Raw genomic sequence first — 15,454 nt, 5'->3', positions numbered from 1 at the left:
CCCGGCCACCGGCGACGCCTGCACTTCTTCGAGGATGCTCGTGACCCGCTACATCATTCGCCGCATTTTGCAGGCAATCCCTTTGCTCTTCATCATCAGCGTCATCCTGTTTGCGCTCATGATGAACATGGGCGATCCGCTCGCCACGCTCGGCGGGAGACAGCCGCCGCGTGGGGAGGATCGCCTTCGTCTCGCTCGCCAGCTTGGGCTTGACCAGCCCATCTATATGCAATATGTCTTCTGGCTGATCGGCAACGACTGGATGATGTTCGACACCACCGGCGACGGCGCGCCCAACGCCTATGGCACGCGACGCGGCATTCTACGCGGAGATTGGGGCACATCGCTGGTGACGCGCCGCCCTGTCGTCGAGATGATCTGGCAACGCCTGCCCAACACGCTGCTGCTCATGGGCACGGCGCAGGTGGTGATCATTGTGTTCTCCCTGGCCATCGGCGTCTATTCCGCTTTGCGCCAATATTCCGTCGCCGACAACGTGATCACCACCGGGGCGTTCATCGGCTACTCCATGCCCATCTTCTGGCTGGCGCTCATGCTCATGTACATCTTTGCGGTCAATTTCAAAAAGTGGGGATTGCCTTACTTCCCGACGGTGGGTATGTACGATCCCGCCGTCGGGCGCACCTTCGGCCAGGTGGTCTGGCACATGGCGCTGCCGGTGGCGACGCTGTCGGTCACCGCCATCGCCGCTTATAGCCGCTACATTCGCGCCAGCATGCTGGAAGTCATCAACCAGGATTACATTCGCACCGCGCGCAGCAAGGGCTTGCCCGAGCGACTCATCTTGTGGCGGCACGCGCTCAAGAACGCCTCATTGCCTTTGGTGACGCTGATCGGCCTGGACCTGCCGTTGCTCTTGGCCGGAGCTGTGGTCACGGAGCGCATCTTTGCCTGGCCGGGCATGGGTCGGCTGTTTCTGGATCACGTCGAGCGCGCCGACTATCCTGTGCTGATGGGCATTCTAATGTTGGTTTCCGTGGCGGTGGTGGTGTTTCAAATTTTGACCGACATCGTGTACACCTATCTCGATCCTCGCATTCGCTATAGCTGAGGGAGAAACGCCCATGAGTTCGATGGCCGGCCCCGCCCGCCGTCCAACGCTTTCGACAACGACCGAATCCGGCGATGTCCAGACCAAAGGGGGAGCGCTCTCTCCGTGGCGTCTGGCGTGGCGACGCTTCGTCCGCCATCGCATGGCCATGGCGGGGGCCGTCATTCTGCTGCTGCTGATCGTGTACGTGGTCGTGGGCGCCTTCATCTTTTCCGAAGCCTACGCCAATCAGACCGCCACGTTCAAACGCCTCCAGCCCCCTTCCTGGGAGCATCCCTTCGGCACCGACCCGGTGGGGAGAGATGTTCTGGCGCGCACCATCTACGGCGGCCATATCTCGCTGTCGATCGGCGTATCGGCCATGCTCGTATCGGTCGTCGTCGGCGTGCTGATCGGCGCCATCGCCGGCTATTACGGCGGCGCCATCGACAGCATCCTGATGCGCTTCACCGAAGCGGTTTTCAACATCCCCAGTCTGTTTCTCCTCATCGTCATGGCGAAGTTTTTCAGCGGACGCATCCCCACGGTGGAGCTGTTCGGACGCAGCTTCAGCGGCAGCGTGATCGTGATCATCGTCGTCATCGGGCTGACCAGCTGGATGTATCTGGCGCGCATCGTGCGCGCGAACTACCTGTCGCTCAAGGAGCGAGAGTTTGTGCTGGCGGCGCGTTGCCTGGGCGTGCCCAACTGGCGGATCATCACCTTTCACATCCTGCCCAATACGCTCGCCCCTATCATCGTGACGGCCACGCTCGGCGTCGCCGCCGCCATCCTGTCAGAAGCCTACGTGAGCTTCCTGGGCCTCGGCGTGCAGCCGCCGACGGCGAGCTGGGGAAATATGCTGGATGGCTCTTACGTCTATCTGGAGTCGGCGCCGTGGCTGTGGTTCTTCCCCGGACTTCTCATCGTCTTGACCGTGCTCAGCATCAATTTTGTGGGCGACGGCTTGCGCGATGCATTGGACCCGCGCAGCCTGACGAAATGACAAGTTGCGCGGCTCACCGCTTGCCCTGCGCCAGCAAATAGAGGATGAGGCCCAAGATGGTCAATCCGGCGCCCAGAACTCCCCAAAGGCTAGGAAAAGCTGCGCCCAACAAGAGCATTTCACCTGCCAGCGCAAACAAAACCTCCGCGGCCTGTGTGGCGTCCACCGCCGCCAGCTCGTAGGCGTTGCGCGCCTGATGCCGGGCGTAAACGAAAAGGCTGGTCGCCACCACGCCGGACAAAAGCGCAACCAACGCCGTGTTCATCCACTGGTCGGCGGAAGGCGGCGGCGGCTGCGTCGCCAGGATGACCACCAGCCAAAAGGGAAGCGAGCCAAGCGTCAACAACAGCACGCGCGCAAAACTGTCCCCCAACACCGGATCGACGATGTGCGGAATGCGCGTGTGCCCTCCGCTGCGCGCCTCCCACACCAACTGCAGGCCAAGCGGATAGGCGAATGCGGCGATCAACACCGGCAGCCCGCCGAGGATCACCTCGCGCCAGCTTGTTGCGTGCATCTCGCTGAGATTGACCAGCAGAACGCCCACAAAGATGAGCACTGTGAAGGCCACACCGCGCAACGGCACGCGTCGCCCATAGAGCAACAAGACCAGCGGCGAAGCCAGCACCGTGATCTGCCATGTCGTCGCCACGACCCACCCCGGGGCATAGGAGGCCGCGAAGGCGATGCCCGCATAGAAGACGCCAAAGCCGATCGTGCCCGCAACGATCCAAAAGCGCCAGTAGCGATACAACAGGCGAAGGGCGTCGAGCAAAAGCCGTCCTCGCCCGATCAAGAGCGGCCCGATCACCAGAAACAGCGTCATCCAAAGGTAGCGCAGGCTGGCCGACCAGACCCAATGCCCTCCCTCCAGACTCATGGCGCGGTTCAAAATAAAGGTGCTGCTGAAGAAAAGCGCTGCAAGGAGACCGGGGCCAAGCAATTTCAGCATAAAAGGATGGCGATTTGTTCTGAAATGCGGTTGAATGATTGACCGATGCGCTGTGAGCCTTGAGCAGGGAAATCACACCGGATGTTTTTTCACTTTGCGCGCAGGCCAGGAGGCTCGCTGCATGTTTCCGAGCGCCAACACCGCCAGCCCCGCCACAATCAGCGCCATGCCGCTCAGGGTGGGGAGCGTCACCCGCTCTCCCAGCACGACGATGCCCAGCGTGGCTGCGGTCAACGGCTCCGCCAGCGCCACGGTGACCGCCGTCGCAGCCGGCAGGCTCATCAACCCGCGGATGTAGAGCATATATGCAAGCGCAGTGGCGATCAGCCCCAAATGCAAGGCGACCGCCGCGCCACGCGGCTGCAACAACCATGTTAGGTCTACAAACAGAAGCAGCGGCGCCATCGCCAGCGCGCCGCCGAAAAAAGCCACCGCAGTCACAGCGTCGGGCGGCTGCGCGCGCAACAGGTCTTTGCTGGCGATCGTGTACAGCGCATAGGCCGCGCCTGCGCCGATCGCCAGGATGACGCCCAACGGATCGACCTCGACGGCGCCGCCTGCCGTCAACAATAGCGCCACGCCTGCCACCGCCAGCGCCGTCGCCGCCAGCCAACGCCGCTGGGGACGCTCTCCCAGCAACAACAGCCCAAGCAGGCCTGCGATCACCGGCGCGCTGCCGATGCCGACCACGGTGCCGACGGCCACGCCGGTGCGCGCCACGCCGGCGAAGAAAAAGAGCTGATAGCCTGCGATCGTCCCGATCGTGGTGAGCGTGGCTGTGAGCGGCCACCCTTGACGGCGAATTTGCCGCCGACCTAACGCAAAAAGCAACAGTGCGCCCCCGCCGATCAACAGACGCATCGCGCCAATTGCCAGCGGCGTGGCGCCCTCCGGCGCAAAGGCCTGCGCCGTGCCAGTCGTCCCCCAACAGATGGCGGCGGCCAAAACCAGCCAGAAGCCGGAGACTTGTGTCGAAGATGTTGAATGCATTGAATTCGCCGCTGTGTTCAGAATCGTTGTCGCTGTTGTTTGGGTGGAACAAATGATTCCAACCATCTCCATCTATTGTACACAGCCCGATAAAAACGCCTACTTTGGGCAGGAGGCAATATACGACGGTGCAATTGCGCTTTGGCCGCAAGCAAAGGGCGCTATGCTACAATAAGGAGGCAGCGTAGAAAGGGGGCTCTGATGTGTCTCGGCATACCCGGACAGGTGAAAGAAATCTACGAAATCAACGGCGTGCGCATGGGAAAGGTCGATTTCGCAGGCATCGTCAAAGAAGTCTGCCTGGCCTATGTGCCGGAAATTCAGGTCGGCGACTACACCATCGTGCATGTTGGGTTCGCCATCACGCAGCTCGATGAGGCGTCGGCGCAAGAGTCGCTGCGCCTGTTCGAGGAGATGGGGCGGTTGGAGGAGGAGCTTGGCGCTTCAGAGGAGGGGGATGGTGAAATATCTGGATGAATTTCGCAACCCGGAGATAGCCCAACGCCTCTTTGACGAGATTCGGCGCATGACCACGCGGCCGTGGGCGATCATGGAGGTGTGCGGAGGGCAGACGCATTCGATCATCCGCAACGGCATCGACCAGCTGCTGCCGCCGGAGATCGAGCTCATCCATGGGCCGGGCTGTCCGGTCTGCGTGACGCCGCTGGAGACGATCGACAAGGCGCTGAAGATCGCTGCACAGCCGGGCGTCATCTTCTGCTCTTTTGGCGACATGTTGCGCGTGCCCGGCAGTGAAAAAGATCTTTTCCGCGTCAAGAGCGAAGGCGCGGACGTGCGCATCGTCTACTCGCCGCTCGACGCCGTGAAGCTGGCGCAGGCCAACCCAGAGCGGGAGGTCGTCTTCTTCGCCATCGGCTTCGAGACGACTGCGCCCGCCAACGCCATGGCGGTCTATCAGGCGAAACAACTGGGGCTGCGCAATTTCTCGATGCTGGTCTCGCATGTGCTCGTGCCGCCCGCCATCGCCGCCATCATGGAGTCGCCTGCCACGCGTGTGCAGGCGTTTCTCGCAGCCGGCCACGTCTGCACGGTGATGGGCTACTGGGAGTACGAACCGCTGGTCGAGCGCTACCATGTCCCCATCGTGGTCACCGGCTTCGAGCCGCTCGACGTGCTGGAGGGCATCCGTCGCGCCGTGGCGCAACTGGAAAAAGGCGAAGCCCGGCTGGAGAACGCCTATCCTCGCGCTGTGCGCCGCGAGGGCAATACGGCTGCGCAGAAGATGCTGGCCGACGTCTTTGAAGTCACCGACCGCGCCTGGCGAGGCATCGGCGTCATCCCGCGCAGCGGTTGGCGCTTGAGCGAACGCTATCGCGACTTCGACGCAGAGGCGCGCTTCGCCGTCGCCAACATCCGCACGCAGGAATCCCCTCTCTGCCGCAGCGGCGAGGTGCTGCAAGGGTTGCTCAAGCCCAACCAATGCCCGGCCTTTGGCAAAGAGTGCACCCCGCGCACGCCGCTCGGCGCCACGATGGTCTCGAGTGAAGGGGCATGCGCAGCCTACTATCAATATGGCCGATTCGTGCAAGTCGAAGAAACTACGGTCGCGCCGTCCGTGTGAAGCGAAGGTGAAGCGAAAAGAGCATGATTGAGTCCATTGACTTCACAGCCTGGAGCTGCCCGCTTCCGCTGCGCAGCTATCCGACCATCGTCATGGGGCATGGCGGGGGCGGCAAGCTTTCCGCCGAGCTGGTGGAGCATCTCTTCGCCCCGGCCTTTCGCAACGCCGCGCTCGATGCACTCGGCGACGCAGCGGTGCTTACGCTCGAGGGCGGGCGGCTGGCCTACAGCACCGACTCGTTCGTGGTGCGCCCGCTCTTTTTCCCAGGCGGCAACATCGGCAAGCTGGCCGTCAACGGCACGGTCAACGACCTCGCCATGATGGGAGCGAAGCCGCAGTATTTGACGGCGGGCTTCATTTTGGAGGAGGGGCTGCTGGTTTCGCAGCTTGGCGTCATCGTCGAAGAGATGGCCGCCGCCGCGCGCGCGGCCGGCGTGCAGATCGTCGCAGGCGACACTAAGGTCGTCGACAAAGGCCACGGCGACGGCGTCTACATCAACACCAGCGGCGTCGGCGTCATTCCCGAAGGCGTCGACATCCGACCGCAGCGGGCGCAGCCGGGCGACGTCGTCATCGTCAGCGGCGAGATCGGCCTGCACGGCGTCGCCATCCTCAGCGTGCGCGAGGGGCTTGAATTCGGCGCGCCGGTCGAAAGCGACTGCGCCCCCCTCAATGGGCTGGTGGAAGCGATGCTGGCCGCCAGCCGCGCCATCCATGTGCTGCGCGATCCTACGCGCGGGGGCCTGGCGGCGACGCTCAACGAGATTGCGCGCGCGGCGCGCGTCGGCGTCGTCTATGAAGAGCGCAGGCTGCCTGTGCCGCCGGCCGTAGCCGCCGCCTGCGAAATGCTCGGCATGGATCCGGTCTACATCGCCAACGAGGGCAAGCTGGTCGCCGTCGTTGCGCCTGAAGAGGCCGAGGTTGTGCTCGAGGCGATGCGGCGCCATCCACTCGGCGCCAAAGCCGCCATCATCGGGCGCATCACCGCAGAGCATCCGGGCGTCGTCGTGGCGCGCACCGGCATCGGCGGCAGTCGCGTGGTGGACATGCAGGTAGGTGAACAGTTGCCTCGCATCTGCTAACCTGGAACGGGCGGAATCCATCGCCATGCTCCCGTTTGAACAATGGCTTTTGATTGCAATCATTGCCGGATCGACCGCACTCTACGTCACCAACCGGCTTCCCACCGAAGTGACGGCGACGGCCACCATCGTGACGTTGATGGCGACCGGTCTGCTCAGCCCCGCCGAGGCGTTGAGCGGCTTTTCCTCGACCGCCACGATCACGGTGGCGGCAATGTTCGTCCTGAGCGCCGGTCTGATGCGCACCGGCGCGCTGGAGGTGGCGACCATCTACTTGGGTCGGTTTGCCCGGGGCAGCGCACGGCGGCTGCTGCTGTTGTTGGCGCTGGTGGAGACGCCGGCGAGCGCCTTTATGAACAACACTCCCGTCGTCGTAATGATGATTCCGGTGGTTGTCTCCCTCTGCAGGCAATATAACCTGCGCCCATCCAAATTTCTGCTTCCCGTCTCCTACTTCGCCGTGTTGGGCGGCACCATCACCTTGCTGGGAACCAGCACCAACATCCTGGTCTCCGAACTCTATCGCAAAGCAGGGGGACCGGGATTCGGCCTCTTTGAGTTCAGTGCGTTGGGCCTGATCTACGCCGCAGCAGGCGTCGCCTTTATCGTCCTCGTCGGCCACCGATTGCTGCCTGACTACTCACCGCTGGCCAGCCTGACCGGCGGACGCTCGCACAGCACCTATGTCACCGAGCTAATCGTAAACGGCGACAGCAAAATCAATGGAAAGACGGCGACCGACGTTTTCGAGCGCATCGCCTTGACCGATCGCTCGCAACCGCCACAGCCGATCCGTCGTCATCGCAGGTTGCAAAGCCAGCGCGTCAGACAGAACAACGAAAATCATTCATCCTCGGTGACGCTGCTTGAAGTGTTGCGCAAAGGGGAGAGCCTGCAAGCTGAGTCCTTGCGCAGTCTACAGCTCGAACCTGGCGACATTCTGGTTGTTTCAGGCGCGCCGAAAGACATTCATCTTTTTCAGCAGACGCACAATCTGGACCTGGCCACGGTGATCGAGGATGAAGAACGCAAGGCGACCACTGACCTCGAAGAGCAGGTGATCGAGGCGGTGGTGATGCCGGGCTCGGAGATGGTGGGCAACACGATCGGCCAGCTCATGCTCAACCGACGCTTCGGCGTCAAAGTGATGGGCTTGCAACATCAAGGGGCGCAGCAGGTGCAGGGGTTGCGCACACAGCGCCTCGAGGTGGGGGATGTGTTGCTGTTACGCGGAAAAACCGCCGGCCTGCGCAAAGCGGCGGACGCCTGTCGTCTGCTGCTTGTGGAAGGCGTCGAGGACACGCTCGTCCGCAAGACCAAGAACACTACGGCGCTGATCATCATGGCGCTGGTCGTGCTGCTGGCTTCATTCAGCGAAATCCCTATCGTGGTGCTGGCGCTGGCGGGCGCCGTGGCGATGGTGCTCACGCGCTGTCTACGCATCGATGAAGCGCTCGGCGCGCTGGAGCCTTCCACCCTGATGCTGCTGGTCGGCACCATTCCCGTCGGCGTGGCGATGGAGAGCACCGGGCTGGCCAATACGCTTGTGAACGGCTTACTTGTTCTCAGCGGCGACGCCAATCCTCGCCTCTTTCTGGCGCTCTTCTATCTGATGACGGCGCTGCTCACCGAGCTGATCTCCAATAACGCCGTCGCCGTATTGTTGACGCCGGTGGCGCTCAGCCTTGCCGCCAGCCTCAACATCAGCCCGACGCCGCTGTTGGCGGCCCTTCTCTTCGGGGCCAGTGCAGCCTTTATGACGCCCTTCGGCTATCAGACCAATGCAATTGTGATGGGGCCAGGCGGATACAAATTCATCGATTATTTGCGGATCGGCGCGCCGCTGCAGCTCATCATGGTGCTCATTGCGAGCTTCTTGATCCCGGCGTTTTGGCCGTTTTGATCGGCGGGCGCTCGAACGCCTGAGAACGGGGTCACTCTTCTGCGCCAACCGCCACGATGGGAAGCTCCGCAGCCGGCGCTTCGACCAGGAACGCCGCAATCCAGGCGCCATTCTCCAGTTGATACCAGGAGCCATCGGCCAGTCGCCCCACCAGTCGGAGCGCGTCGCCCGCCTGCACGCCACCGACGCGCTCAAACTCAGTTCCAGGGCCGGCGCGCAAATTGGCGGTGTCCAACGCAATGGCCTCGACTACGGCGGGCGTCGGCGTAGGCGTCGGCAAGAGCTGCAGCAAATTCATCTGCAGCATCGGTTCAAGGATGGGCGTAAGCGTCGGCTCGGGCGTCGGCTCGGGCGTCGGCGTGGGGGCGTCGCGTACGTCGCGCACCGTCAGGCCGGCGGCGTCCAGCACAGGCAGTTCGCCCGGCACATCTCCCACCATGTAGGACAACAGCCAGGCGCCTTCTTCCGTCTGGCACCACAGAAGGTCGGCGTTGCAGCCGGAGAGTGCAACTCGATCTCCGCGGCGGAGCACTGCAACGATTTCAGCGGCGGGCGCCGGCGCGGCGCGCAACACAGTCGGCTGCACGATGTCGACGGCGAGTTTGCCACTCCAATCCGGCGTTGGGGTGGGCGATGGCTCTTCCGCCAAAGCCGTGGACGTCTCCTGAACCTGAGAAGACCAAAGGGCGCCCCAGGAAGAGGTGAAGGTCAAGAAAACAGCCAGCCCCACAAAGACCGCCAGAAGCAAAACCGCTGAAAGGATGCGCATTGGCTCAACTCCTTGGATTTTCCGCAGCAGGCCAGAATCGGCTCACCTTCCAGCTTAGGCGATTGAAGCGCAGCCGCAACAGCCGCAACACAGAAAAATGCTGCGACAATTGCCGGAAATCAGCCGTGTGCGTTTGCTGTGGATGCAATGGCTTCTTACGGCGTTAGCGTGAGTTTGTGCACAGCCGCTTTTTCGACCGCCGGTCGCGACCAGGGCATGGGGTGATAGACGCCCTCGCGCCACATCATGATCTGGTCGTCATACTGCCGCGTCAAAGGATGACCGGACTGGCCGCCTGCGATCACGCTCTGGGCGCGATCCCAGGCGCCCACCTCGAGAATCTGGCGGTAGACGGGCGCGACCTGAACAAGGCCGGGAGGCAGCCCTGACGCCGCGCGCGTCTGGTTGGGCGTCGTTGCGTCGCCGCCGACCGGCAACGGCGCGCGGCTGAAAAAGCCGCCGATCAGCCGGGCTGCGCCAAGGGGATGCGTGAAGCGCACCTGATGCGCCTTGCCCCACGCCCAGCGCAACATGCTGTCTCCATAGGTGCGACGGAGCATTTTCAACGAGCGCGTCAGCGCCTCCTGGAGGAGTTCGAGGCGGTCGCGCGCGCGGCCGTTGGCTGCATCGTTGTACCAGAAGCTGGCGTCGTGCTCCGAGAGGATTTGCAGCAGCCGCGTCTCTGCGCGCAGGCGGAAGGGGTGATGCTGGAAGAGCGGAGCATGAGTTTTGCCCAGGTAGCCGTCAAGCGCCGCGCCAAGCTTGTCGCCAAAGGTCATGTCGAGGACGTTTTCAAGCAAATAGTGAAAGATCAACGCAGCCGCGCTGTCGGTGTCCATGCGCCAGTTCCACTTGCGCAGCGTCTGGAGGGCGACCTTCTCCCACGGGTCCTCGCTGTAAAGCAAGGTGAACCAGGGCAAAAACGCCCTGGCCAGCAGGCTGCCGGTGTCCTGCTGCATCTCCTCCATGTCGCGGATGGTGAAGCGCTCCTTTTCCGTAAGCATCTGCTCGATGCGCGCAGCGCGCCAGCCCGGATCGAACTCCAGGCCGAGGAAATAGGGATAGTCGTCGCCCACGATCTTGTTGTTGGCTGCGACAATCACACCGGACTCGGGGTTGTAAAGGTGCGGCAGCTCCTCCGGAGGGATCCATCCCTGCCAATCGAACTCAGGCGCCCAGCCAGGGGCGGGGACAAGGCCGAGGTTTGCGCTGCGTCGCGGCACGCGGCCGGCCATCTGATAGCCGATGTTGCCGCGAGCGTCCGCATAGGTGACATTTTGCGGCGGCGACGTCCACAGGGCAAGCGCCGCGCGAAATTCCTGCCAGTCCTGCGCCCGGTTGAGTTTAAGCACGCTGGTCAACATCGTGCCGGGGAAGTGCCCCGTCCACTGCAATGCGAGCCACGTCTCCTCCACCGCCGGGTTCGGGGCGCCCATCGCCTGACGGATAAAGCCGTTGATCAGAGGGCCGTGCCGCGTGACGACAATGCGCTCCGTGTGCGGCGCTCCCCGGCGCACCTGAATCGTCTCGTCGAAGACCTGCGCCTCCTCCCATGCGGCGCCCTTGGCGAAGTGAAAGAGCTGATCCGCATGCATCCGCTCAATAAACAGGTCTTGAGTGTCCACCTGTGCGTTTGTCAATCCCCAGGCGATGGAGTTGTTGTGCCCAATGAAGACGCCGGGCATGCCGGGAAAGGTCATGCCGCTGACCTCGGTGTCTGGCCCGCTGAGGTGCGCCTCATAGACCATTGCCGGCAACTGCACGTTCATGTGTGGGTCGGCGCAGAGCAGCGGGCGTCGATTCAGGCTGCGTTTGGGCGCCAACACCCAACTGTTGCTGCCCTGCCCCATCTGCTCACCGCCGAGCCACTGGCGCACCTGCTCGTACTGAGAAAGGAGAAGTCCGGCGGCGCTTTGCAGTCGCATCGGGTCGGCGCCGCCCACGCCGGCTATGACGATAGGCGCCTCCGCCGGATAGTCGGGCTCGAGGTCGGCGGCGCTGTAGGCGTCGAGACGCTGCTGAAGCAGCAGTCGCGTCAGCTCGCTCTGCCAGTTGCCGCTCATGCTCCACGCCAGCACTTTGGCGACGGCCAGCGTATCGACCACCCGCCACGGCTCCGCAGGCACGCGCAGCAAATTGTGTTCGGCGCTGACGCGGCCAGGCCGACTGGCGAGATAGGCGTTGACGCCTTCGACATACCATGCGATGATCTGGCGCGTTTCCGGGTCGAGCGCCGCCTCATCGGCCTCGGCGGCGCGCTGGAAGCCAATGATGCGGCAGAAGCGGTCAGCGTCAAGGGCCGGCTCGCCGAAGATTTCGGCCAGCCGGCCCTGTGCGGTGCGTCGCGCCTGCTCCATCTGCCAGAAGCGATCCTGCGCGTGCACCCATCCCAGCGCGCGATGGAGGTCGGCTTCCGTCTGGGCATAGATGTGCGGGACGCCATGTTTGTCGCGCAGAATTTCGACGGGCCGGTCGAAGCCCGGCGCCTTCACCACGCCGTCCAGCTTGGGCGCCGCCCGCTGCATTCTCCACCAGTACAAGTGGAGAAAGAGCGCAGCGCCCAAGAGCACCATGATCAACAAAACAATCAGCAATGCAATCGCAATCGATGGAACGGTCATAGTATACTGTATCGTATTGTTCTCATGGTCTGGAAGGAGTGAGGTCGCTCTCTATGTCGGTGAATCTGTCCATCCATTCCTCGATCACCCTCAACGGTGGACGTCCGTTGTGGATCGGAATCACCTCGCGCTGCGGCGATCCCGAATGGTTGCAACAAAACGCGCGCAACTACATCGCGATGGTCGGCAGTTACCGCGCTATTCCGGTCATCCTGACGCCCGACAGCCCTGCGCTGTTGCCGGATGGAAGGCGCTACGAACCTTCGGCGCAAGGTCGTCTGCCGGAGGAGACGCTCGATCATCTCGACGGGCTGATCCTTTCGGGCGGAGGCGATGTTGCGCCGCACTATTTCAATCAACCGCTCGCCGGCGCCGAGGAAGCCACCATCGACGTCAAACGCGATGAGCTGGAGATTGGGCTGTCGCAGGCGGCCCTGGAACGCAACATGCCGATCTTCGGCATCTGCCGCGGCTGCCAGGTGCTCAACGTTGCGGCGGGAGGCTCGATGATCCAGCATCTCGACGGTCATCGCTCTCCTCCGGAGGGGCCGACGCGCTTTCATCCGGTTCAGGTCTTCCGCGGCAGCCGCCTGCACGCCATCGTCGACGCCGATCGTTTTGAGGTCAACACCTTTCATCATCAAGGCATGGACCGTTCGTCCCTGGCGCCGATCTTTCGGCCCGCAGCGGTGGCGCACCCCGACGAGTGGTTGGTGGAGGCCTACGAGAGTGTGGAGCACCGGTGGGTCGTCGGCGTGCAATGGCATCCGGAGCGTATTTTTGAACTGGGCGAAGCGCATCGTCGGCTCTGGGAGAGCTTCATGGCGGCCTGCGGAGAGCGGCGCATGCACCTGGAGTTCACATCTCGACGGTGATCACGGCGCCGCGATCGGGGTTGTTGCCGGCGTAGATGCGCCCGCCGTGCGCCTCGGCCACCATGCGGCAGAAGGCCAGCTCCAACCCCAACTCCGCCTTGCCCTGTTCTTTCATGTGGACGGCCTCGTAGGGGTCGAACATGCGCACGAAATCTTCTGGCGGGATGCCGCGCCCCTGATCGAGCACGCTTAGCACCACGGAAGGGACATTTTGCGCCTCCTCCTCGGGAAGGCCGGCGCGCGGATACTCAACGGCAATGGTGACGGTGCTCTGCGGCGGGGCAAACTTCAAGGCGTTGCTGACGAGATTCTCCACAACGCGTTGAAAGAGGGCGACGTCGGCGATCACCGGGTAGCTCTGGCCCGGCGTTTTCACCACGAGCGTCACTCCCTGCGCTTCAGCGTAAGGGGCTATCTTTTGGCGCACCTGCTCCAGCAGATGATCGACATAGATGGGGCTGCGCGAAAGCGAGAGCTTGCCGCGCTCCATCTTGGCCAACATCAACATATCGTCCAGGAAATTGCTCATTTTCTGCGCTTCCGCGGTCGCCATTTCCAGGTAACGCATGCTTTCCGGTGGAACGCCGCCCTTGCGCTTCAGCAGCTGCAAATAGAGCATCACGGCCGCCAGCGGATTGCGCAAGTCGTGAACGATCATGTAGGAAAGCGCCTGACGCATTTCGAGCATGCGTTCCAACTGGTCGTACTGGCTCTTGATGCGCAGCATGGTGCGCACGCGCGCCTGCAGATCGATGCGAGAGACCGGCTTGGTCAAAAACTCATCGGCGCCGACTTCCAGTCCATGCATGCGATCCTGAACGGTGTCCAGGGCGGTCACCAGAATCACAGGGATATGTTGATAGGCTGCGGATTCTTTCAACTCTTTACAGACCGTGTAGCCGTCCATCTCCGGCATCATAATGTCAAGCAAGATGACGTCCGGGGCAAGCTCAGGCATGCGGCGCAACAACTCTTTGCCACTCCCAACTGAATAAATGTCAAAGTCTTCCGCCGCAAGCAGGGCGCAAAGCGCCTCACGGCTCGCCGGCTCATCGTCCACGACGACAACGCGTCGCTGTTGGGATAGATTGCCAGGATGCAACGAATGAGTCTGTAGCATGAGATAGGCACACACCTGATTTGTTCTGATTCGGGAATATTGCGCTGAGCGTCTCCCCGCACTTCTTCAGCCGGCAAACGACGCTCTGCGTCTTTCCTGCTCTTGCATGCATTAGGGCCTGACGACGTAAGCCAGCGTAAGCTCCTTTTTCCCAGAAATTGAATGGTTACGATTGCGTAAGCATTCGATTAGTTTACTGATAGTTTATCATACGATTCATTCGCCAACAAGCAAAGTGTGAGGCGCCTCAGGGGTTATGCAGTCCGGCAAAACCTTTTTGCAGAATGCGACCTTATGACCTTGCGGTCTATCGAGAACGAGCGGGTGTCTCCCCCTTCTCCCAGCCTTGGGAGAGGGGGCCAGGGGGTGAGGGCTTTCCCCTGGCTTTGGGGTCTGCCGAGGGTCTGCGGCTACGAGCCGCAGCTACGGTGAATCCGGAGAATTTACGATGCTCCCTCCCCCTTCTCCCAGCCTTGGGAGAGGGGTCAGGGGGTGAGGGCCTTCTCCCCCTCTCCCAGCATTGGGAGAGGGGCCAGGGGGGTGAGGGCCCGCTGCGCTTCCTGCATTCTCCATGACCGTGCAGTCTATCGAGAACGTGCGGATGGGAGGTGCGCCTCCCATCCCCGCCGCAGATAAAAGGGCGCCTGAAGCAATAGATAACCGCGCGCCAACCATCGCCGACGCGTATCGACGCAAAAACCATATGTGCGCACAGTTTGGCCGGCGGCGACGAAGCGGCGACGTTCGCCCCAGACGCGTTCATGCGCCGTGACCTGGGCCGCGCGCTTCCAGGCTTCTAAAAAGTCGTAGATCATTTCTCCAGGCTGCACCCGGTGGATCAAGTTTTTGGGAAGAACGGCCTGAAACGCCTCCGGCGCAAAAGGAGTTCGCAGCTTTGTGCTGAACACGAGCGCCTCCAGCCGCCAGCGTGGGGCGGAGCCTTCTCTGCGCAAGACATTCGCCACCCAGAGGCTTCCTGAAGGGTCGGACGTGCCCTCGATCAGCAATGCGCCCGGCAAGGCTGCAGACGCCAGCTCCGCCCAGGCCGGCTCGACGTCCTCTTCCTGATACTGGCGCAGAACATTGAAGGCGCGGATCGCCCGCACGCGCTCGCTTCGTCCGGCTTCCAGGCGACGCAGCGGCAGGTTGAAGCCGCCCAGCCGGAACTCCGTCCGTTCATCTGCAAAAGGCTGCGCTGCGGCCACGCGCGCCGGATCGATCTCCACGCCCATCACCGGCAGAAGAGGGTTGATGCGACGGAAGCGGGCGGCGCTTTCCAGCGTGGTCACCGGCTCCGCCCCATAGCCGAGATCGACGAACCAGGCGCCCGCAAACGAGCCATCTTCGCGACGCAGGAGATGCGCATCGTAAAGCAACAGAAAGGCGTCGACGCGGCGCAGACGATTGCCGGCGGTCTTGCCGCGCGTAGGCTGTCCGACCGGTCGGCGCGAGCGTCGCCAGCCGCGCTGCGCCAGAAGGGAAGCGCGAGTCGCTTGATTCAAA

General features: G+C 62.7%; 13 protein-coding genes. 7 read left to right on the top strand and 6 right to left on the bottom strand.

Going from position 1 to position 15,454, the window contains the following annotated elements:
• Positions 1-40 precede the first annotated feature (40 nt).
• Positions 41-1,072: an ABC transporter permease gene (locus Q0367_RS18115; RefSeq protein WP_297636315.1), complete on the top strand. Its 1,032-nt coding sequence runs from the start codon at positions 41-43 to the stop codon at positions 1,070-1,072.
• Positions 1,073-1,085: 13 nt separating this feature from the next.
• Positions 1,086-2,057 carry an ABC transporter permease gene (locus tag Q0367_RS18110; RefSeq protein WP_297636318.1) on the top strand — a complete coding sequence of 324 codons (972 nt, stop codon included), beginning with the start codon at positions 1,086-1,088 and terminating at the stop codon, positions 2,055-2,057.
• A 13-nt stretch (positions 2,058-2,070) separates the two neighbouring features.
• Here Q0367_RS18110 and Q0367_RS18105 read toward each other — a convergent pair whose 3' ends face one another.
• Both Q0367_RS18105 and Q0367_RS18100 read right to left on the bottom strand, forming a co-directional pair.
• Positions 2,071-3,009, bottom strand: a complete 939-nt coding sequence (locus Q0367_RS18105) for a multidrug resistance efflux transporter family protein (RefSeq protein WP_297636320.1) — start codon at positions 3,007-3,009, stop codon at positions 2,071-2,073.
• Positions 3,010-3,081: 72 nt separating this feature from the next.
• The gene (locus Q0367_RS18100; protein ID WP_298983964.1) at positions 3,082-3,999 is read right to left on the bottom strand and encodes a DMT family transporter; all 918 of its coding nucleotides are present in this window, start codon (positions 3,997-3,999) and stop codon (positions 3,082-3,084) included.
• 201 nt (positions 4,000-4,200) lie between these two features.
• Here Q0367_RS18100 and Q0367_RS18095 point away from each other — a divergent pair, with 201 nt between their 5' ends.
• The 4 genes from Q0367_RS18095 to Q0367_RS18080 are packed head-to-tail and all read left to right on the top strand — an operon-like array spanning position 4,201 to position 8,566.
• On the top strand, positions 4,201-4,476 hold the full coding sequence (locus Q0367_RS18095) for a HypC/HybG/HupF family hydrogenase formation chaperone (protein WP_297636326.1): 276 nt from the start codon (positions 4,201-4,203) through the stop codon (positions 4,474-4,476).
• A complete protein-coding gene (gene hypD / locus Q0367_RS18090) occupies positions 4,460-5,581 on the top strand; it encodes a hydrogenase formation protein HypD (protein ID WP_363325888.1) in 1,122 nt (373 codons plus the stop codon). Before Q0367_RS18095 ends, hypD begins: the two co-directional genes overlap by 17 nt.
• Positions 5,582-5,604: 23 nt before the next feature.
• Positions 5,605-6,663 (top strand): hydrogenase expression/formation protein HypE, encoded by a 1,059-nt coding sequence (gene hypE, locus Q0367_RS18085; protein WP_297636331.1) that lies wholly within the window; start codon positions 5,605-5,607, stop codon positions 6,661-6,663.
• Between the two features lie 25 nt (positions 6,664-6,688).
• The gene (locus Q0367_RS18080; RefSeq protein ID WP_297636334.1) at positions 6,689-8,566 is read left to right on the top strand and encodes an SLC13 family permease; all 1,878 of its coding nucleotides are present in this window, start codon (positions 6,689-6,691) and stop codon (positions 8,564-8,566) included.
• A gap of 31 nt (positions 8,567-8,597) precedes the next feature.
• Here the strand turns inward: Q0367_RS18080 and Q0367_RS18075 are convergent, their stop codons facing one another.
• Both Q0367_RS18075 and Q0367_RS18070 read right to left on the bottom strand, forming a co-directional pair.
• A complete protein-coding gene (locus Q0367_RS18075; RefSeq protein WP_297636337.1) occupies positions 8,598-9,335 on the bottom strand; it encodes an SH3 domain-containing protein in 738 nt (245 codons plus the stop codon).
• Between the two features lie 155 nt (positions 9,336-9,490).
• On the bottom strand, positions 9,491-11,956 hold the full coding sequence (locus Q0367_RS18070; RefSeq protein ID WP_297636340.1) for a penicillin acylase family protein: 2,466 nt from the start codon (positions 11,954-11,956) through the stop codon (positions 9,491-9,493).
• A gap of 53 nt (positions 11,957-12,009) precedes the next feature.
• Here Q0367_RS18070 and Q0367_RS18065 point away from each other — a divergent pair, with 53 nt between their 5' ends.
• Positions 12,010-12,831: a gamma-glutamyl-gamma-aminobutyrate hydrolase family protein gene (locus tag Q0367_RS18065; RefSeq protein ID WP_297636343.1), complete on the top strand. Its 822-nt coding sequence runs from the start codon at positions 12,010-12,012 to the stop codon at positions 12,829-12,831.
• Here the strand turns inward: Q0367_RS18065 and Q0367_RS18060 are convergent.
• Positions 12,815-13,951 carry a hybrid sensor histidine kinase/response regulator gene (locus Q0367_RS18060; protein WP_297636346.1) on the bottom strand — a complete coding sequence of 379 codons (1,137 nt, stop codon included), beginning with the start codon at positions 13,949-13,951 and terminating at the stop codon, positions 12,815-12,817. The genes Q0367_RS18065 and Q0367_RS18060 overlap by 17 nt on opposite strands.
• Positions 13,952-14,535: 584 nt before the next feature.
• The gene (locus Q0367_RS18055; protein ID WP_297636349.1) at positions 14,536-15,453 is read right to left on the bottom strand and encodes a hypothetical protein; all 918 of its coding nucleotides are present in this window, start codon (positions 15,451-15,453) and stop codon (positions 14,536-14,538) included.
• Position 15,454 lies beyond the last annotated feature (1 nt).

This window comes from uncultured Caldilinea sp., from assembly GCF_937128415.1.
GTDB lineage: Bacteria > Chloroflexota > Anaerolineae > Caldilineales > Caldilineaceae > Caldilinea.
The sequence above is the reverse complement of the archived record's forward strand: the minus strand, read 5'-3'. Positions and strand labels throughout refer to the sequence as shown.

Excerpts from the sequence above, each read along its gene's own strand:
- Q0367_RS18110 (WP_297636318.1), top strand. The coding sequence starts at position 1,086 with ATGAGTTCGATGGCCGGCCCCGCCCGCCGTCCAACGCTTTCGACAACG.
- Q0367_RS18105 (WP_297636320.1), bottom strand. The coding sequence starts at position 3,009 with ATGCTGAAATTGCTTGGCCCCGGTCTCCTTGCAGCGCTTTTCTTCAGC.
- Q0367_RS18100 (WP_298983964.1), bottom strand. The coding sequence starts at position 3,999 with ATGCATTCAACATCTTCGACACAAGTCTCCGGCTTCTGGCTGGTTTTG.
- Q0367_RS18095 (WP_297636326.1), top strand. The coding sequence starts at position 4,201 with ATGTGTCTCGGCATACCCGGACAGGTGAAAGAAATCTACGAAATCAAC.
- hypE (WP_297636331.1), top strand. The coding sequence starts at position 5,605 with ATGATTGAGTCCATTGACTTCACAGCCTGGAGCTGCCCGCTTCCGCTG.
- Q0367_RS18080 (WP_297636334.1), top strand. The coding sequence starts at position 6,689 with ATGCTCCCGTTTGAACAATGGCTTTTGATTGCAATCATTGCCGGATCG.
- Q0367_RS18075 (WP_297636337.1), bottom strand. The coding sequence starts at position 9,335 with ATGCGCATCCTTTCAGCGGTTTTGCTTCTGGCGGTCTTTGTGGGGCTG.
- Q0367_RS18070 (WP_297636340.1), bottom strand. The coding sequence starts at position 11,956 with ATGACCGTTCCATCGATTGCGATTGCATTGCTGATTGTTTTGTTGATC.
- Q0367_RS18065 (WP_297636343.1), top strand. The coding sequence starts at position 12,010 with ATGTCGGTGAATCTGTCCATCCATTCCTCGATCACCCTCAACGGTGGA.
- Q0367_RS18060 (WP_297636346.1), bottom strand. The coding sequence starts at position 13,951 with ATGCTACAGACTCATTCGTTGCATCCTGGCAATCTATCCCAACAGCGA.